Genomic DNA, 17900 nt, shown 5'->3' on the forward strand with positions numbered 1-17900 from the left:
TTACCTCAGCCTACGAGAATGGCGGTGTCGGAAGTGAAGCTGAACTTCGGCACTTCCAGGTTGGTCGGCGCGGGGCCTTTGCGGATGCGCGCGGCGGTGTCGTAGGACGAGCCATGGCACGGGCAGAAATAGCCGCCATATTCGCCCTTATTCTCGCCTTCGCCAGCGCCCAGCGGCACGCAGCCCAGATGGGTGCAGACACCCATGGTCACCAGCCACTGCTTCTTTCCATCGACCGTGCGCTCTTCGAGCGTCTGCGGATCGCGCAGCGTGGAAGGATCGACCTTGTCGGCTTCGGCGATTTCCTTTTCCGTCAGCTGGCGCACGAACAGCGGCTGGCTGCGGAATGTCGTCTTGATTGCCTGCCCCGGCTGGATCGCCGAGAGGTCGACTTCCGTCGATGCCATCGCCAGCACGTCCGCACTGGGGTTCATCTGGTCGATCAGCGGCAGAACGACGGCAACCGCGCCGACCCCTGCAAAACTCACCGCGGCGATATTGATGAAGTCGCGACGGCGGACCCCATCTTCGCCGGGTAGACCCGTGCTGTCTGTATGTTCAACGCTGGCCATGCACCTCAACCCTTGCAAGAACGTCCCTGGTCCCGCCGCAATGCCGTGAACGGCCCTGTTTATCAAGGGTGATGGGTAACCATATGATATGGCCCCCGCCGTCCCCCCGGCGTGGTTCGCGGGCCTGATAACCCCAGTGCGCGCTCTTTGCCAACAGCAAAGTCACGCAAGCTATGACAATTTGCCGCAGTGCATTATGGGCTCCCTCATGCGTATCGCCCTTTATCAGCCCGAAATCGCCGGCAATGTCGGTGCCATCCTGCGTCTGGCGGCCTGTTTCGCGGTGCCCGTGGACATAATCATGCCGACCGGATTCGCCTTTTCCGATGCCCGCCTGAAACGCGCGGCGATGGACTATGGTGCAGCGGCGGAGGTCGTGCGGCACGCCAATTTCGACGCCTTCGATGCGGATCGGCGCGCCAACGGCCGCCGCCTGCTGCTGCTGAGCAGCCATGCCTCGCAGAGGTTGCCGGACGTTGCATTTCGCGGTGACGATGTGTTGCTGATGGGGTCCGAAAGCGCAGGCGTCCCCGATGCCGTGCGGGATATGGCCGATATCCGGGTGCGGATTCCCATGGCACCGGGCTTTCGATCCTTGAACATCGCCGTTTCCACGGGCATCGCCGTCGCCGAAGCCCTGCGCCAGACCGGAAAGTTCCCGCAATGACCCCCGCTCCCACACCTATCGTTCCCTTCACCCTCGATTCCCGCCAGCAGGCCGCCCGCGCCTGGTTCGAATCGCTCCGGGACCGGATCTGTGCCGCGTTCGAAGCGATCGAGCGGGAGGCAAGCAGCGACGCCAGTTTCGCCTACACCCCCTGGGACCGCGAAGCCGAAGGGCAGGCTCCGGGCGAAGGCGGCGGTGGCGTGCGCGGGGTGATGAAAGGCAAGGTTTTCGAGAAGGTCGGGGTCAATATCTCGACCGTGGGCGGCGAGTTCGCCCCCGGCTTTGCGCAGAGCATCCATGGCGCGGCGGAGAATCCAGCCTTTTTCGCGACCGGGATCAGCTTGGTCGCGCATATGGCCAATCCGCATGTGCCCGCCGTGCATATGAATACGCGCTATCTGGTGACGACCAAAAGCTGGTTCGGCGGCGGGGCAGACCTCAACCCGCCGCTGCCGCGCGACGAAGACACAGAATTTTTCCATGATGTCCTCAAGGCCGCGTGCGACGCGCATGACCCGGACCATTATCCCCGGTTCAAGGACTGGGCGGACGAGTATTTCTTCATTCCCCATCGCGGCGTCCATCGCGGGGTCGGCGGCATTTTCTACGATCATCTCGAATGTGCCGACGATGCGGCGTTCGACGCGAATTTCGCCTTTACCCGCGCCGTCGGCGACGCCTTTCTCGACGCCTATCCGCCGATCGTACGGCGGCGCATGGACGAGGCCTGGACCGAGGCGGACTATGCCACGATGCTGGAATGGCGGGGCCGCTATGCCGAATTCAATCTGGTGCATGATCGGGGCACGCTGTTCGGCCTCAAGACCGGCGGCAATATCGACGCCATCCTGATGAGCCTGCCGCCGATGGCGAGCTGGAACTGACGCCATGGCGCTGATCGCGGTCGATCCGGCCATGGTGGCGGCGATCGTCACCCATTTGGAGATTCGCCAAAAGCCGCGCCCTGCGCCGATTCCGCCCTCGCCGTTGCGACTCGTGCGATGGAAGGTGCCCAAGCTCGACAGCTATCGCGCGCTGTTCCGCCGCGTGGGGGAGCCATGGCTCTGGTTTTCGAGACTAATTATGTCGGACGAATCGCTTGCCGCGATCATCCATGACCCGGCGGTCGAGGTCTATGCCGTCACCGACCCGCGCGGGATCGAGGTGGGATTGCTGGAGCTAGATTTCCGGTCGATGCCCGATTGCGAACTGGGCTTTTTCGGGCTGGTGCCGCAACTGAACGGCAAGGGTCACGGACAATGGCTGATGGCGCAGGCCAAGGCGCTGGCCTGGCGCAAGGGTGTCGAACGTCTATGGGTTCACACCTGCACGCTCGATAGTCCGGCGGCGCTTGGCTTCTATATCAAGGCCGGGTTCGTCGCCTATAAGCGCGAAATCGAGACATTTGCCGATCCGCGCCTCGCCGGGATCTTACCGCGCGACGCGGCGCCCCATGTACCGCTGCTGGATCAGCCTGCGGTCGCCTGACGATAAAGGCGCGCGAGCATCACTAGCATATAGACCTGGATCACCGTGGATACGATCGCCCCGGCAATGCCGCCAGCCAGCCGCGCGCCATCTGCCCCGGCGAGCAAGCCGCCCAACAAACCGAAAATCGACTGCGCCGCCGAGGCGACGATGGCGGACAGCAAGGTCAGGATGAGGATGAAGGCCAGCAGCCGCCAGAAATGCCCGCGCGTGAGCGCCCAGGCGCGGCGGAGCGATTCCTTGACCCCTGCGCCGCTATCCAGAACGACCGGATTGAGCAGCATCAGCCGCACGCTGGCGAAAAGCGCGATGCCGACCATGACGAAGCCAAGCAAAAGCCCAAGTGAGGCACCAGCCGCCTTCGATGCCAGCGAGACGATCACCGCCACGAGGATGATCGTCATCAGCAGGCCGAACAATGCCCCCAGCACCACCAGCGCGGTGCCAAGCAGCACGGGCAGGCGGTTCAGACTGAGCCGCAGCGCCTCCCCCACCGAAATGCCAGGGCGCAGCGCCAGCGCAAACAGGCTGAGCGAGCCGAACCAGATCAGGACAATGGCGATCATGAGGCCAATGCCATAACTGGCCGGGACATCGGGCATCGTGTCCATCTTGGGCGCGAGCGACCATGCGGCCAATTCCGGTGGCGTCATTTCCTGAAGGATAAGGCCAGGCAGCGCCACGAACAGCAGCGCGACGGGAAACAGCAATGTGGCTTCGCGGGCGACGAAGGCCACCGCTTCCTGCCACGCCTTGCCGATCGACATTGTCGCCATATCTTGTAACGCCTGCCCTGTTCCCGGAAATATCGCGGAGACTTGATCGCTCGCAGTCTCCAAGTCAAGGAAGCGTCATGACGGCTCCCCTTCCCTTCCCCGACAGCGTCGATTGGCGCACCGAAACCGCGCCTGTCGATTATCCAACGGCGCTAGCCGAGATGGAGGCGCGCGCCGCTGCGATCCATGGCGGAGAGGCGCGCGAACGGGTGTGGCTGCTGGAACATGCGCCGCTTTATACCGCTGGAACCAGCGCAGACCCGGCCGAACTGATTGACGCGCGCTTTCCGGTCTATGATGCCGGGCGCGGTGGCCGCTACACCTATCATGGGCCGGGGCAACGGATCGGCTATCTCAACATTAACCTCGGCGAACGCGGCAAAGATGTCCGTAATTTCGTGCATCATCTCGAAGGCTGGATGATCGCAGCCCTCGCTGATCTCGGCATCGCAGCGCGGCGGGCGGAGGGACGGATCGGCATCTGGACCGATGATGCGCAAGGGCGGGAGGCCAAGATCGGCGCGCTGGGCATAAGGGTGCGCCGCTGGGTGACGCTCCATGGTTTTGCGATCAATGTCGATCCTGACCTTAGCCATTTTACCGGCATCGTGCCATGCGGGATCAGCGACTATCCCGTGACCAGCATCGCAGCGCTAGGGGGCGACGCTTCCATGACCGCGCTCGACTCCGCGCTCAAGGCGCATTTCCCTGCCTTTCTCAACCGCTTGTCGCGGTGCGGCACGGGACTTGAGCAATGCGAAGTCGGTCGCTAGGGTCACGCCTTTCGCCGGGCGGGGGATTGCCGGGCATCGATGATCGCAAGGAGACCCGGATGCGCCGCCACATACTTGTCGCCATGACCCTGTCGCTGCTGCCGCTGGCCGCGTGCGGCGGCGCGGACAAGACCGAGACCAAGGTCGAGATGAAGGACATGGAAGTTGTCGATGGCACCACCAGCGACGCCATGACCGACCTGGACGGAGTGCAGAGCGAAGGCACGGCGATCGCCTCGCCCGGCAACGCGGCTGCCAATGCCAGCAGCGCGGCACAACCCGCCGCCGAACCAGCCGGGGCGGAAGCGGAAGTCCTCTCCGACCAATAGGGCTGGCGCAATCATTCAGCCCTGATACAGTCGGCTTAGACACATATTCGGGCGATGCCCATTCATCGCACCCGTTCGTAAAAGGCCCTTATTGCATGACGTTCCGTACCGCGCTGACTGGCCTTGCCCTGGCCGTTGCGCCGATGCTGGCGCAACCCGCCGCCGCCCAATTTTTCTGGTCACCACCTGATCTGTCCGCCCCGCCCTTGACCGATTCGGCCGCCGCTACCGCGCTTGGCCTGCCGGGGGCTACGGAGGCGGAGATTAAGGCCGGGCTGGTGTGGAACCTGCGCGCGGCGCTCAATGTCGCAGCGCTGCAGTGCCAGTTCGAACCCACCTTGCTCGCCATCGGCAATTATAACGCGATGATCGCGCATCATGACGCCGAACTGGATGCGGCGCAGGCCGGTATATTGAGCTATTTCCAGCGCACCGTGGGCAAGGGACGGCCGGGACAAGCCGCATCCGACCAATATGGCACGCGCATCTATTCGGGCTATTCGACCGTACAGGCGCAAAAGGGCTTTTGCCTGGCGACGGCCGAGGTCGGGCGCAAGGCGATCTTCGCCGATCGGGGCAAGTTACATGAGGTAGCGCGCAGCGGTCTGGCTTCGATCAAGAAGTCGCTGGTTGCCGCGGGCGAGCAATATTATGGCACGCCGGGCTATGATTATGTGACCGCCCTGCCCTCCTTCGATCCCAAATGCTGGAAAAAGGGCGTGCTGCAGCCCGTTTGCCATCAGGCGTGGAATGACAAGATCGGCGTTGGCAAGCCCTAAGGACGGATCAGCGCAGGCCCAGATATTTATGGGCCTGTACCGTCAACCGCCAGCGCGGCCGATCCATGACCAGTGCGATACAAGCGCGGGCATTATCCTGGGCCTGGGGATCATCGAGCGGCTGGAGCAGATGATGGGTGAAGGCCCAATGCTCCATCGCCGCGACATCGGCGAGGCTGTGCCCGCCGCCCGGTTGCGGCCAGACGAGCTTCAACTCATCGCCTGACGTCTGCACGACCTCGCTCCCCGCCTTGGGGCTGATGCAGACCCAATCTATCGCGGGATGGACGGGCAGCGTGCCGTTGCTCTCGATCGCAATCATGAAACCGCGCGCGTGGAGCGCATCGACCAGCGCATCATCCACCTGCAACATCGGCTCGCCGCCGGTCAGAACGATATAGTGGCCCGCCTCGGCCGTGCCCCAAAAGGCGAGCGCGGCATCGGCCAGCGCATCGGCATCGGCGAATTTCCCGCCGCCATCGCCATCGGTGCCGACGAAATCGGTGTCGCAAAAGCGGCAAATGGCGCTCGCCCGGTCCTGCTCGCGCCCGCTCCACAAATTGCATCCGGCAAAGCGCAGGAACACCGCGCGCCGCCCGGCCTGCACGCCCTCACCTTGGAGCGTCAGGAACATTTCCTTGACCGCATAGCTCATCGCGCGCGCTTTCAGGGCCGCGCGGCGTAGAGGGTGGGATCGGGCAGGTCCGCTTCCTGATACCCCTTTGACCGCAGGCGGCAACTGTCGCACAGGCCGCAATGTTTGCCGTCCGGCGTCGGGTCATAGCAGGACCAACTGATCCCGGTATCGAGCCCCAGCCGGTCGGCCTCACGCACGATGTCGGCCTTGCTCATATATTGCAGCGGCGTCTTGATGCGGATCGGGTGACCTTCCACCCCCGCCTTGGTCGCGAGCGCCGCCATCGTCTGGAAGGCGTCGATGAACTCAGGGCGGCAATCGGGATAGCCCGAATAATCCAGTGCATTGACACCGATGAAGATGTCGCTGGCACCTGCGACTTCGGCCAGCCCCAAGGTGAGCGACAGGAAGATGGTGTTGCGCGCCGGGACATAGGTGATGGGGATGTCGTCGCCGACCCCGCTTTTGGGCACGGCGATGTCGGCGGTCAGCGCCGAACCGCCGAACGCAGTCAGATCAAGCGGCAGGACGATGTGACGCATCGCGTTCAAGGATTTCGCGACGCGCGAGGCTGCCTGCAATTCCACGCGATGCCGCTGATTATAATCGATCGACAAAGCGAGCAGACGATAGCCCGCCTCGCGCGCCAATGCGCCCGCGACCATCGAATCCAGTCCGCCCGAAAGCAGGACGACGGCGAATTTTCCTTGATTGACAACCATGGTTTCGCGCTACTGCCCCAATCGCGCCAGCGCAAGCATGGCGCTGCGCTTAGCGGCAGGCGCCAATGCGACGCCCCTCCGCGACAAAGACGAAGGGCGCACCATCGACCACACCTTGCGAGCTGATCTGGATCAGCCGCGCGGTTTCGACGCGCAGGTCGGTGCGGCCATTGCCCGCCGCCGCGCAATCATAGGTGATGCTGGCGGCTTGGGCTTCATCGCTCACCACGAAGCTGCGGCAGGAGGCGCGGGCATGGCGTATCTGCAGCAATTGGCGCACGTCCGATACGCACAGCTTGCGGGTCTCCGCGCCCTTGCCCCGGCCGCGCAATTCCCATTCGCCCGGTTCCAGCTTCTGGAGCGCCGCGAGCTTTGGCGCATCAGCCGCCCCAGCCCAGCTTGCTGCCGTCATCGCCGCCGCCACTGCGAGCGCGCGCCAAACCGCCTTTCCCATGATCTATATTCCCATCAAGGGTCACGCGCCATCTGGGCCGCAACCATCCCTGTCCGCCATGCCGTAGGATTACGGCATTTTGATAGCGCGAACCGGCTACGCTGCCCAAATTACAAATATCGTTAGCGTAACGACGCCGCGTCAGGCGAAGCTGTCGACCCGAAGCGGGAAGAGCCGTGAGCAGAAGGCGCAATCGACGCCGATAATGCCCTGCTCGTCGGCCATTTCGGCGCGATCATCGGGCGAGAAGCGGCCGATGACGTCGCGGATATGCGACAGGTCGCAGCGACATCCCTTGGCCAGCGGCGTGGGATCGGTCGCGCGCACTTCCTCTTCCTCATGGAACAGCCGCCAGACGATGTCGCTCAAGGGGAGCGACGTGTTCGTCAGTTCCTCGTCCTTGAGCGTCACCGCGAGCGCCTGCACATGCTCCCATTCGGGATGATCATGGCGGACGTGCAGCCGTTCGCGGCCGACTTCGCCTTCGGGCAGATGCTGGAGCAACAGCCCGGCGGCGTAGCAGCCCTCACCGGGTTCGTGCCGGGTAGCGATGCGGATGACGCTGGGGATTTGTTCGGACTGGAAGAAATAATGTTCGGCCGCTGCGCCCAGCGATTCGCCGTCCAAGGGCACGATGCCCTGATAACGCTCGCCGGTGACGGACTGGTCGAAGGTGATGGCGAGATAGCCTTTGCCGAACAGGCCGAACAGGGTCGGGTCGGGACCAAGTTCGGCGAGCCGGTCGGCATCGAACTTGGCATAGCCACGCAAATCGCCATTCTTATAATCGGCGACCAGCAGGCGAACGACGCCATGTTCGGTCTGCGCCTGCATCGTCAATTGCCCGTCGGCCTGCTTGAGCGTCGCGCCGAGCAGCGCCGCCAGCACCAGCGCCGACGCCAGCAGCCGCTCGATCGCGGGGGGATAGGCATGGGCGGCCAACACCTCATCCAGCACCGGGCCGAGCCGCACGAGGCGACCGCGCGCGTGGCGCGAGGCTATGGTGAAGCCGATGGCATGGTCGACATGGGGGGCGATAGTCACATCAAGGCTCCGTGATCCCGCAGGCGATGGCGCGGGGCGTAAGGCCGCATCGGACGATGCGGGCAAGCCGCCTAGATAGGAAGCCCGCCCGTAAACTCAACCAAGATGCCCCAAGGCCCACAGCAGCACCGATTTCTGGGCATGAATGCGGTTTTCAGCCTCATCCCAGATCAGCGATTGCGGGCCGTCGATCACGCCGGCAGTCACTTCCTCGCCGCGATGGGCGGGCAGGCAGTGGAGGAATTTGGCCTGCGGCTTCGCGCCCGTCATCAGCGCGGGCGTGACCTGATAGGGCATCATCGCGGCTAGCTTTTCCTCGGCATGGGCCTGCCCCATCGAGATCCAGGTGTCGGTGACGACGATGTCCGCGCCGGCGACCGCCTCTGCCGCATCGCGGGTTAGGCTGATGCGCGCGCCCTGCGCCTGCGCCGCCGCCGCAAAAGAGGCGTCGGGTTCATAGCCCTCCGGCACGGCAACGCGCACGTCGAACTTGAGCAGCCCCGCCGCTTCGATGATCGAGTGCAGCACATTATTGCCATCGCCAAGCCACGCCCACTGGCTGCCGGGCAAGGCCACGCCATGTTCGACCACGGTGAGCAGGTCGGCGACGATCTGGCAGGGGTGCGACAGGTCGGTCAGGCCGTTGATGACCGGGACGGTCGCATAATGCGCCATTTCCTCGATCTTGGCATGATCGTCGGTGCGGATCATGATGGCGTCGCACATGCGCGACAGGACGCGCGCGGTGTCGGCGATCGTCTCACCACGGCCGAGCTGCGTCGTGGCCGAATCGAGGATCAACGACGTGCCGCCCAGTTGGCGGATCGCCATGTCGAACGAGACACGGGTCCGGGTTGAATTCTTCTCGAAGATCATCGCCAGCGTGTGACCGGCGAGCGGTGCGTCGGCATCGACGCGCCCCTTGGGCCAGGACGCCCGCGCGCCTTTCCGGTCGATGGCGTCAGCGATCATGGCGGCAATGGCATCGCCGCCTGCGTCGGAGAGATTCAGAAAATGCTTGGTCATGGGTTTCCCCTCTACTCCCCTCCCGTTCGGTTCGAGTAGCCTTCGAGCTTGTCGAGAAGGCGTATCGAGAACAGTTCTCGACAAGCTCGAACCGAACGGGGTTGGAAGAATTATGTCAGGCCGCCTTGGCTTCGACAAATGTCCGCGCACCGGCGGAGATTTTCTCGATGGCTTCGGCGATGTGGCTTTCCTCGATGACGAGGGGCGGCAGGATGCGCAGCACATTTTGCCCGGCCGACACGGTCAGCAGGCCATGATGGTCGCGCAGATGCCCCACGAAGCTGCGGGCGTCATGGCTGTCCTTGAGCTTCACGCCCAGCATCAGCCCCATGCCGCGCACATCCTCGAACATGTCGTCATGATTGGGGATGAGTTGTTCCAGTGCGGCGCGCAGGCGCGCGCCCATGGCGGTGACATGGTCCAGAAACCCGTCGGCCAGCACTTCCTCGATCACCGTCAAGCCCACCGCCATGGCGAGCGGATTGCCGCCATAGGTGGTGCCGTGCGTGCCGAACACCATGCCCTTCGCCGCTTCCTCGGTGGCGAGGCAGGCGCCCAGCGGGAAGCCCGCACCGATCCCCTTGGCGACCGCCATGATGTCCGGCATGATGCCAAATTGTTCATGCGCGAAGAAGGTGCCGGTGCGGGCATAGCCGCACTGGACTTCGTCCAGGATCAGCAGCAGGCCATGCTCGTCGCACGCCTTGCGCAGGCCGGCCAGAAACGCCTTGGTCGCAGGCGTCACGCCGCCTTCGCCCTGCACCGGCTCCAGCAGGAAACCGGCGGTGTTGTCGTCGATCTGCGCCAGCGCGGCGTCGAGATCGTTGAAGGGCACAACGGTAAAGCCAGGCAGCAATGGTTCGAAGCCGTCGCGCATCTTGGGCTGGCTGGTGGCCGAGATCGTCCCCAGCGTCCGCCCGTGAAAGGCATTGTCGAAGCTGATGATATTATGCCGATGAGCATTGCCATTGGCATAATGATAGCGACGCGCGGTCTTGATCGCGCACTCGACCGCCTCAGCACCCGAATTGGTGAAGAACACGGTGTCAGCAAATGTGTTGTCCACCAGCTTCTGCGCCAGCTTCTCCCCCAGCGGCATGCCGTAGAGGTTCGACACATGCATCAGCGTCGCGGCCTGATCAGCGATCGTCTTGACCAGCTTGGGGTGGCCATGGCCGAGCAGGTTGACCGCGATGCCGCTGGCGAAATCAAGATAGCGTTCGCCGCGTTCGCCGATCAGATAGCAGCCTTCGCCTCGCACCGGACGGACATCGCACCGGGGGTAAACGGGCATGAGCGGCGTAATCGACATGAGCCTTCCCTTTCTGGCTTGATGCTGCGCGTCCTGGGCGCAGGAGATATAACGCAAAAAGGCGACCCCGCCGGGCCGCCCTCTGCGAGCATCGCCTATACAGGCGGCTTGGAAGGGGTGCAACCCCGCAACCAAGCCAGTCCGATCGCGATGGCCTTAGCCGATCTGGTTCCAGGCGTCGGCAATCTCGGCAATCATGGCGCGGGCCTGATCGACCGGCTCGGCCACCCGTCCCTTGGCCCCTACCAGCAACAGGCGGCGCGCCTCGCGATAGATTTGCGCCAGGCCCAGCGCAACGTCACCGCCCTTGCCATGATCCAGGCTCGATTCGAGCGCAAAGAGGATCGACATGGCGCGGGCCTGCTTGTCCGACACCTGCATGCGGTCCGCCTGTCGTTCGGCAAGCGCGGCGGCGTCCAGCGCCATCAGCAGCTCGTCGAACAGGATCTTGACCAACGCATGGGGCGTCGCCCCTTCGGTCCGGCCGCCCGAATGCACCGCCGCATATCGACGTGCCGCGCTCGCCCCTGCATAACCCTGATTGTAGAACATGGTCCCGTTCGTCCCCGTTAACTGTCGCTGTTGTTCCAGGCTTCGATCTGCTGTTTGAGATAGCTTTCCGTAGCCTTGAGCGCCGTCAGGCGCGTTTCCATCTTGGAATAGACGGTCGTGAGCTGCGCTTCATAATCGGTCATCTGCGTATCGAGCTTTTCAAGCTGTTCACTCAAGGATTTGGCCAGCGCCTCATATTTGACCTGTGCCTGCGCCAGCGCGCCGTCCTTGACCTGTACCCGGTCGCGCACCGCATCCATCATCCCGGCGAGGCCTGGGTTGGTCGCGGTCGCGACCGCCGGATTGAGCATCTGGGTGATCGCCGACGGATCGGCGGCAATCGCCTTGTCGAGGACGTCGGTGTCGAGCTTGAGCGTGCCATCGCGATTGGTGGCGACGCCGATGTCCGACAAGGTGCGATAGGTGCCGCTGCTGGTCAGCGCGGTGGACGTCATCTGCGACAATTGCCGCTTCATGTCCCGGATCGACGCTTCGCCGTTCAGGACACCGGACGAGGCGGAATCCGCGCCCGTGCTGGTCGATGTATTGAGCGCCTTCATCAGCGTATTATAGGCATCGACAAATTCGACCATCAGGTCGCGCATGGTCGTCGTCGGTTCGGTCGAGGCCAGCGTGACCAGCGTGCCCGGCGCTGCCTTGTTCAAATCGATGCGCAGATGGGCGATCGCCGTGTCGATCGTGTTGCTGGCATAACGCTGCTCCACGCCATCGAGGCTGATGATCGCGTCCTTGGGCGTCGCCATCGACGCCATCGTCGCGCTATCCGTGCCTTCCCAGGCGAATTTCGCCAAGTCCGTACCGCTGACCGAAGCCAGCGAAAAATCATTGGCCGCGCCGGTGGCGCCCTTCATCACCAGCCGCGTCCCCTGCGTATCGGTGATTACCGATGCGGTAACGCCCAGGCCCGCCTCGTTGATGGCGGCGGCAAGGCCTGAATAGCTGTTATTGGCGGCGGTGATGCTGATCGTCGCGCTCTGGCCGCCCACGGTCAGGATCATCTCCCCCTCCCCCACGGCCGTTGCAGCGGTAGCGCCCACAACCGGGGTCGATGCCAGCGTGCGGGCCGAGGCAAGTTGCTTGACTTCTAGCTGGGCGGGCAGACCCATCGGCACGCCACCCGGCAGCAAGCCGACCGTAGCGATGCTGGGATCATTGGAGGCGGGCGTCCCGGCATAGCCAGTGCCCGCGAGCAGGCTGTTCAATGCATCGGCGAAGGTGTCGATCGAACTGGAGGCCGAGGCGAGCGCGGAGATGCGCGCGCTGTTCAGGCTCTGCCGGTTGGTGATGACCTCCTGCTTGGGATCACGCGTGGCAGCGACCAGGCTGGAAACCAGCGCCTTGGTGTCGATACCCGATCCGACGCCGAGCGCCGTGGTAATGCTGCTGCTGACCGATGCCATTGCGTCGTCCTTTCAGAGGAGAGAACGGCGCTAGCGCGAAGACCTTTAGGAATGATTTGCGAGGGGCGCTATCAATTGGTCGACGTGACGATCTGGTCGACGACGCCGCGCGAAACATGGGCCTGGGCGGCATGGCTGTAGGCGGCACGATCAACCATGCGACGGGCGATCACGGCGGCATGTTCGATCGCTTCCTTGCTGGCAGGCGGCAGCGGCACCAGGATGATTGGCCGGGCCAACATCGCGTCGATGGACCGCGCCGCGCCATCGACCGACGTGCCGCTGTCGAGGTCCGCCAATATATCGGCGATGCGAGCGTGGATTTCGACATATTCGGCGGCGCTGGCGACATCCTCGTCTACGCTCGCCACGTCGATCTGTGGCATCGACGCGCGGGCGTCGCGGTCGGGCGATGGGGCGGATCGCCCTGCTTCAATCGGCTGAACGGCCTGCACTGACGAGATGGCGCGTGGCGCGGTCCGATCGACCGGCGGCAACTCGATACGGGTAAAATAGTCGCTCATGACGCACATCCTAATGCGTCCCCATGAAGAGAATACGGACGAGCGCGGCTAAACTTTAATTCACCATTACGCTTTCGTCACGGCTTGCGCCCATCGGCATCGAAGCGCAGATCGTCGGGTACGGTGATCAAGGGGCGGTCCATTTCGCTCGCCATGCGGTTTTCGACGCGGAAGACGAAGGCGAGGACGGTGGCGACCGCCATGTAGAGGCCTTCATTGACGACCTGCCCGGCGCGCGACGTGAAGTAGATGGCGCGGGCGAGGTCGGGATATTGCAGGATGGTGACGCCATTCTGTTCCGCCAGTTCGCGGATCGCCGCCGCGATCGCGTCATTGCCGCGCGCGACCACGACCGGCGCGGCATCGACGCCCGGCTTGTAGCGCAGCGCGACGGCGAAATGGGTCGGGTTGGTGATGATGACGCTGGCTTCGGCCACCGCCTGGCGGGTCGATCCGTTCAGCACCTCAAACTGGCGGCGACGGATCTGGCCCTTGAGTTCGGGCGAGCCTTCGCTTTCCTTATGCTCGTCCTTCACATCCTGTTTCGACATGCCCAGGCGCTTGGCGCGCTGCATGATCTGCGCCGGGACATCGATCCCCGCGATCAGGAACAGCCCGCCCGCCATAACCAGGCAGGTGAGGATGAACATATTGCCAAGGTCGGCGATGGCAGGACCGATGCCCATCTTGCCCAGCCCCGTAATTTCGGTCAGCCGGTCCCAGACCATCCAGATGCCGATAGCGCCGAGCAGGCCGATCTTGGCGATGGACTTCATCAGTTCGATCAGGCCTTGCGCACCAAACATGCGCTTGAGACCTGATGCGGGATTCATCTTCGACGCCTTGGGCGCGAAGGCACCGGGGCGGAAGCCGAGCGATCCCAGCAAGGCCGGGGCAGCGATCGCAGCGAGGAAGGTCGCCAGCATCACCCCCGCCACCGGCAGCGCGATGCCGGTCAGCAGGTCCAGCCCGCGTTGCGCCGGGGAGAAATCGGTAATGTCCTCACGCCGGAAGCGCAGCGCCTCGACCAGCATGTCGGACAGCGAATCGATCAAGGATGGGCCGGTAACCGCGAGCCAGCCGATACCCGCCATGACCACCATCGCCGTGCCCAGTTCGCGCGACTGGAGAATGTCGCCCTTCTTGGCGGCATCATCCAGCTTCTTCTGGGTCGGTTTCTCGGTCTTTTCGCCGCCCTCATTGCCGCCGGCCATGGCTATTGCCCCTCCGCGATCATGCGGGCCTGTTCAAGTCCGGCCTTGATCGAGGCGGTCATGCCTTCGGCCATGATCGGAACGGCCATGGCGAGGAGAATAAGGCCCGCCATCATCGCGACCGGCATGCCGACGGCGAACAGGTTGAGCGAAGGGGCAGCGCGCGCCAGCATGCCCATGACGATCTGCACCAGCACCAGCGCAAAGGCGACCGGCAAGGCGACGGTGACGCCCGCGCCCAGCAACGCGCCGCCAAATTCGATCATGCGCCAGATCGTGTCGTTCGACAGCATCGCCGCGCCCGGCGGGATCGCTTGATAGCTTTGCACCACGAAGCTGGCGAGCAGCAAATGCCCGTCCATGCCGAGCAGCAGGAAGGTCGCGAGGATGGAGAGGAAGGTGCCCAGCACCTGGGTCGATTGGCCCGACGAAGGATCGACCATCGCCGCGAAGTTGAGGCCCATCGCATTGCCGATCGTCTCCCCCGCGACGAAGGCGGCGGCATAGCCGATCTGGACCGCAAAGCCGAGCGCAAGGCCCGCCATCACTTCGCCCGCGACCATCATCACGCCTTCGAAACTGGCGACGCCGTCCTGCGGCAGGGTGATGGTGACGCTGTTGAGCGCGGCGAGGCCGAGCGCGAGCGCGAGGATCAGGCGAAGCTGGAGCGGGACGGCGGGCGCGCCGAAGGCGGGCGCGGCGATGAAGGCCGCGCCGGGGCGGATCATCGCTATCAGCCAAACCCACAGCTGCGCCTCCACCCCCGCAAAGCCGGGGGCTATCATTGCAGCAGGTCCGGGATGCGGTCGAATATCTCGCGGGTGAAATCGGCGATCAGCACCATTATCGAACCGCCGAACAAGGCAAGCATCGCGCCCACCACCAGGATTTTGGGGATGAAGCTCAATGTCTGTTCATTGATCGAGGTCGCGGCCTGCACCATGCCGATGATCAGGCCCGCGATCAGCGCGGGCAGCAGTATGGGTGCCGCCGCGAGTGCGGTGATCCACAGCGCCTGTTGGGCGAGGCCCATGAAGAAATCGGCATTGTCCATCGGGACTAGAACCCCCACCCCGTTCGCTTCGAGCGTGTCGAGAAGCGATTGCGCGAACGGTTCTCGACTTCGCTCGAACCGAACGAAAACAGGTGACGACCCACGGTCATGTCGCGAACGATCCCGCCAAGCTGCCCATCGTCAGCGCCCAGCCATCGACCAGCACGAACAGCAAGAGTTTGAACGGCATGGAGATGATCGTCGGCGACAGCATCATCATGCCCAGCGCCATCAAGGTGGAAGCCACGACCAGATCGATGATGAGGAAGGGCAGGAAGATCATGAAGCCGATCTGAAAAGCGGTCTTCAATTCGCTGGTGACGAAGGCGGGGAGCAGGATGGTGAAGGGAATGTCGGCGGGCGTGCGGAAGGCGGGCGCTTCGGCGAGGTTTGCGAACAATTTGAGGTCGCTCTCGCGGGTTTGCTTGGTCATGAAACCGTGCAGCACCTTGCCCGACCGGCCGACCGCTTCCTCGATCGTGATCTGGCCCTTGCCATAAGGGTCGAAGGCGAGACCGTTAATCTGGTCGATCGCGGGACGCATCACGAACAGCGACAGGAACAGGGCGAGGCCGACCAGCACCTGGTTGGGCGGCGTCTGTTGCAGGCCCAGCGCCTGACGCAGCAGCGACAGGACGATGATGATACGGGTAAAGCTGGTCATCATCAGCACGAGCGACGGCAGCACCGTCAGCAGGCTCATGAGGATCAGGATTTGCAGCGACAGTGACAGCGAGCGGCCGTCGCCCGAAATCTGGCCCATGGCGCGGCCCAGCGCGCCGCCATTGTCGGCGGGGGCGGCAGGCGCCGCCTGGGCGAAGGCGGGGTTGCTGACAAAGAGCAACGCCAGCACAACCAACAACGTCATTCCCGCGAAGGCGGGAATCCATCTCCCAACCTTGCATCTGGTGGCAAACGTCGGGAGATGGATCCCCGCCTGCGCGGGGATGACGGATAAAGGGTTAGCGAACACGAACAGCGTCGCCTTCCGCGATCTTTTCAATGCGGCCGCGGGTGACCGACAGCAATATCTTCTTGCCCTCGAATTCGACCACCGCGAGCTTGCCGAAGGCACCCATCGGCAGGGCTTCGAGCAGCTTGAGCGAACGGTCGCCCTGCTGGCCCATCATGCCCGGCTGATATTTGCGCCACAGCCATAGTGCACCAAAGGCCATGCCACCGACCAGCGGCAGGAGGATCAGCAGTTTAACGAAATACCAGAACATGATGGAGCCGCCCGCGCTTCATGGTTAATGGACCCAAGCGATCCGCAGTTTCGATCCGCAAGGCAAGCGCAAAATCGATGCGGTGCGATCAGCCGCGCCGTTCGATGCCTGCCAGCCGGGTTTCGGTCGCCGCAATATCGACGATGCGGATGCCATAGCGGCCATTGACCGTCACCACCTCGCCCTTGGCGATCAGCGCGCCATTGACCATGATGTCGAGCAGATCGTCGGCCTGGCGATCCAGTTCCACGATGCTGCCTTCGGCAAGGTCCATGACTTCGGCGAGGCGCAGCGAAGTCGATCCGACCTCGACCGACATGCGGACCGGAATGTCGGCCAGCAGCTTGAAATGACGATTATTCGTCATCCGGCTGACGGGATCTTCGGCGCGCTCCATCCGGGGGGCTTCGCTCATGTCGCTCATTGGTCGGATCCTTGTACGAGTTTTTCAATCTGGAAGGCGGCGCGGCCATCCTGTTCGCCGATGCTGCCATGGGCGACGATGCGGTTGCCCACGATCAGCGGCAGCGAGCGGCCGATCGTGACGGGAATGACATCGCCAACCTTCAATTCCATGAGGTCGGAGACGGAGAGATGGGGCCGGGCCAGCACGGTGCGCGCGGGCAGGCGAATGTCGCGCATCCGCCGGGCGATGCGCCCCTGCCAGACCGGATCGCATTGTTCGTCGTCTGTCGGCAGCTTCGATCCCATCAGCGCTTCGACGGCGCGCAAGGCGGACAGCGGAAAGACGAGATCGATCGGCCATTCCTGCTCACGGGTCAGGCTGACGGTGAAGCGCTGAACGACCATCTGATCGCCGGGCTGGGCGCTGGCGGTGAAGCCGACGCCGGTTTCGCGCATGACGAGGCTGGCATCGAGTGGCAGGACGTCGCTCCACGTCTCGACGAGGCGCGCGATGATGGCGTCCGCCAGGCGGACGATCAGCCGGTCTTCGGTCGGGGTAAATTCGCCCCGCGAGGGCAAGGGCCGGTTGCCAAGGCCGCCATAGAAGCAGTCGACTAACGTCGAGATCATGGCGGCGTGCATATGCAGCAACACCTGCCCCTTGAGCGGGAGCAAGCGATAGACGGACAGGCTGGCAAAGGCGGGCATGGCGGCCGACCAGACGCCCATATCCATCAGCTGCGTCTCATGCGCGGCGACATGGGGGCGCGTGCCCGATATCGGTTCGATGAGCGTGCGCATGCGCCGGGCGAGCTTGTCGCCCAGCCGGTCCAGCCCCGACAACATCACCGGTGCCTGTGAATCCCCCCGCCCGAAGGCGTAGGTTTGAACGTCGTCCATCTTTGTCCCCTGCCCTGCGGGCCGG

Annotated in this window: 24 protein-coding genes; 6 read left to right on the top strand and 18 right to left on the bottom strand. The window is 63.8% G+C overall.

The features are described 5' to 3' along the window. Nucleotides 1-5: 5 nt before the first annotated feature. Nucleotides 6-572: a ubiquinol-cytochrome c reductase iron-sulfur subunit gene (gene petA, locus BSY17_RS08610; protein ID WP_069065205.1), complete on the bottom strand. Its 567-nt coding sequence runs from the start codon at nt 570-572 to the stop codon at nt 6-8. A gap of 208 nt (nt 573-780) precedes the next feature. On the opposite strand from petA, the gene BSY17_RS08615 reads away from it, so the two are divergent. Genes BSY17_RS08615 through BSY17_RS08625 form a run of 3 tightly spaced genes read left to right on the top strand, consistent with a single transcriptional unit; the run spans nt 781 to nt 2727 of the window. Continuing rightward, nucleotides 781-1239 carry a tRNA (cytidine(34)-2'-O)-methyltransferase gene (locus BSY17_RS08615; protein ID WP_037478635.1) on the top strand — a complete coding sequence of 153 codons (459 nt, stop codon included), beginning with the start codon at nt 781-783 and terminating at the stop codon, nt 1237-1239. After that, a complete protein-coding gene (hemF, locus tag BSY17_RS08620; protein WP_069065206.1) occupies nt 1236-2123 on the top strand; it encodes an oxygen-dependent coproporphyrinogen oxidase in 888 nt (295 codons plus the stop codon). The genes BSY17_RS08615 and hemF overlap by 4 nt, the downstream gene beginning before the upstream one ends. Nucleotides 2124-2127: 4 nt before the next feature. Continuing rightward, nucleotides 2128-2727 carry a GNAT family N-acetyltransferase gene (locus BSY17_RS08625; RefSeq protein WP_069065207.1) on the top strand — a complete coding sequence of 200 codons (600 nt, stop codon included), beginning with the start codon at nt 2128-2130 and terminating at the stop codon, nt 2725-2727. Here the strand turns inward: BSY17_RS08625 and BSY17_RS08630 are convergent. Next, nucleotides 2709-3503, bottom strand: coding sequence for a glycerophosphoryl diester phosphodiesterase membrane domain-containing protein (locus BSY17_RS08630; protein ID WP_069065208.1), 795 nt, complete (start codon nt 3501-3503; stop codon nt 2709-2711). The genes BSY17_RS08625 and BSY17_RS08630 overlap by 19 nt on opposite strands. A 77-nt stretch (nt 3504-3580) precedes the next feature. Between BSY17_RS08630 and lipB the strand changes: the two genes are divergently transcribed. The 3 genes from lipB to BSY17_RS08645 all read left to right on the top strand — a co-directional run bounded on the left by lipB (nt 3581) and on the right by BSY17_RS08645 (nt 5384). Continuing rightward, nucleotides 3581-4276, top strand: coding sequence for a lipoyl(octanoyl) transferase LipB (gene lipB, locus BSY17_RS08635; protein WP_069065209.1), 696 nt, complete (start codon nt 3581-3583; stop codon nt 4274-4276). Between the two features lie 59 nt (nt 4277-4335). Next, a complete protein-coding gene (locus BSY17_RS08640) occupies nt 4336-4605 on the top strand; it encodes a hypothetical protein (protein ID WP_069066864.1) in 270 nt (89 codons plus the stop codon). Between the two features lie 95 nt (nt 4606-4700). Further along, a complete protein-coding gene (locus tag BSY17_RS08645) occupies nt 4701-5384 on the top strand; it encodes a hypothetical protein (protein ID WP_069065210.1) in 684 nt (227 codons plus the stop codon). Nucleotides 5385-5391: 7 nt separating this feature from the next. Here the strand turns inward: BSY17_RS08645 and queE are convergent, their stop codons facing one another. The 16 genes from queE to BSY17_RS08725 form a co-directional block, all read right to left on the bottom strand. Next, a complete protein-coding gene (gene queE, locus BSY17_RS08650; protein ID WP_069065211.1) occupies nt 5392-6039 on the bottom strand; it encodes a 7-carboxy-7-deazaguanine synthase in 648 nt (215 codons plus the stop codon). Between the two features lie 11 nt (nt 6040-6050). After that, on the bottom strand, nt 6051-6743 hold the full coding sequence (gene queC, locus BSY17_RS08655) for a 7-cyano-7-deazaguanine synthase QueC (protein WP_069065212.1): 693 nt from the start codon (nt 6741-6743) through the stop codon (nt 6051-6053). A 49-nt stretch (nt 6744-6792) separates the two neighbouring features. After that, nucleotides 6793-7197 (bottom strand): DUF3617 domain-containing protein, encoded by a 405-nt coding sequence (locus BSY17_RS08660; protein WP_069065213.1) that lies wholly within the window; start codon nt 7195-7197, stop codon nt 6793-6795. A gap of 141 nt (nt 7198-7338) precedes the next feature. Beyond that, nucleotides 7339-8241 (bottom strand): Hsp33 family molecular chaperone HslO, encoded by a 903-nt coding sequence (gene hslO, locus BSY17_RS08665; RefSeq protein WP_069065214.1) that lies wholly within the window; start codon nt 8239-8241, stop codon nt 7339-7341. Between the two features lie 96 nt (nt 8242-8337). Beyond that, a complete protein-coding gene (gene argF / locus BSY17_RS08670) occupies nt 8338-9267 on the bottom strand; it encodes an ornithine carbamoyltransferase (protein ID WP_069065215.1) in 930 nt (309 codons plus the stop codon). Nucleotides 9268-9382: 115 nt separating this feature from the next. Beyond that, the gene (locus BSY17_RS08675; RefSeq protein WP_069065216.1) at nt 9383-10579 is read right to left on the bottom strand and encodes an aspartate aminotransferase family protein; all 1197 of its coding nucleotides are present in this window, start codon (nt 10577-10579) and stop codon (nt 9383-9385) included. A 156-nt stretch (nt 10580-10735) separates the two neighbouring features. Continuing rightward, the gene (locus BSY17_RS08680) at nt 10736-11131 is read right to left on the bottom strand and encodes a flagellar export chaperone FliS (protein WP_069065217.1); all 396 of its coding nucleotides are present in this window, start codon (nt 11129-11131) and stop codon (nt 10736-10738) included. A gap of 17 nt (nt 11132-11148) precedes the next feature. Beyond that, complete coding sequence (gene fliD / locus BSY17_RS08685; RefSeq protein ID WP_069065218.1) at nt 11149-12552, bottom strand: flagellar filament capping protein FliD; 1404 nt, start codon at nt 12550-12552, stop codon at nt 11149-11151. 71 nt (nt 12553-12623) lie between these two features. Next, a complete protein-coding gene (locus BSY17_RS08690) occupies nt 12624-13076 on the bottom strand; it encodes a hypothetical protein (protein ID WP_069066865.1) in 453 nt (150 codons plus the stop codon). Nucleotides 13077-13153: 77 nt separating this feature from the next. After that, on the bottom strand, nt 13154-14290 hold the full coding sequence (gene flhB / locus BSY17_RS08695) for a flagellar type III secretion system protein FlhB (RefSeq protein ID WP_069065219.1): 1137 nt from the start codon (nt 14288-14290) through the stop codon (nt 13154-13156). A gap of 2 nt (nt 14291-14292) precedes the next feature. Next, complete coding sequence (gene fliR / locus BSY17_RS08700) at nt 14293-15075, bottom strand: flagellar biosynthetic protein FliR (protein ID WP_069065220.1); 783 nt, start codon at nt 15073-15075, stop codon at nt 14293-14295. After that, complete coding sequence (fliQ, locus tag BSY17_RS08705) at nt 15072-15344, bottom strand: flagellar biosynthesis protein FliQ (protein ID WP_037476216.1); 273 nt, start codon at nt 15342-15344, stop codon at nt 15072-15074. The genes fliR and fliQ overlap by 4 nt, the downstream gene beginning before the upstream one ends. Nucleotides 15345-15450: 106 nt before the next feature. After that, complete coding sequence (fliP, locus tag BSY17_RS08710) at nt 15451-16212, bottom strand: flagellar type III secretion system pore protein FliP (RefSeq protein ID WP_037476215.1); 762 nt, start codon at nt 16210-16212, stop codon at nt 15451-15453. 94 nt (nt 16213-16306) lie between these two features. Next, nucleotides 16307-16570, bottom strand: coding sequence for a FliO/MopB family protein (locus BSY17_RS08715; RefSeq protein WP_069065221.1), 264 nt, complete (start codon nt 16568-16570; stop codon nt 16307-16309). Between the two features lie 88 nt (nt 16571-16658). Then, nucleotides 16659-16994 (bottom strand): flagellar motor switch protein FliN, encoded by a 336-nt coding sequence (gene fliN, locus BSY17_RS08720; RefSeq protein ID WP_037476210.1) that lies wholly within the window; start codon nt 16992-16994, stop codon nt 16659-16661. Continuing rightward, on the bottom strand, nt 16991-17875 hold the full coding sequence (locus BSY17_RS08725) for a flagellar motor switch protein FliM (RefSeq protein ID WP_069065222.1): 885 nt from the start codon (nt 17873-17875) through the stop codon (nt 16991-16993). The genes fliN and BSY17_RS08725 overlap by 4 nt, the downstream gene beginning before the upstream one ends. Nucleotides 17876-17900: the final 25 nt, after the last annotated feature.

Origin of the sequence: Sphingobium sp. RAC03 (assembly GCF_001713415.1) — a bacterium.
Lineage (GTDB): Bacteria > Pseudomonadota > Alphaproteobacteria > Sphingomonadales > Sphingomonadaceae > Sphingobium.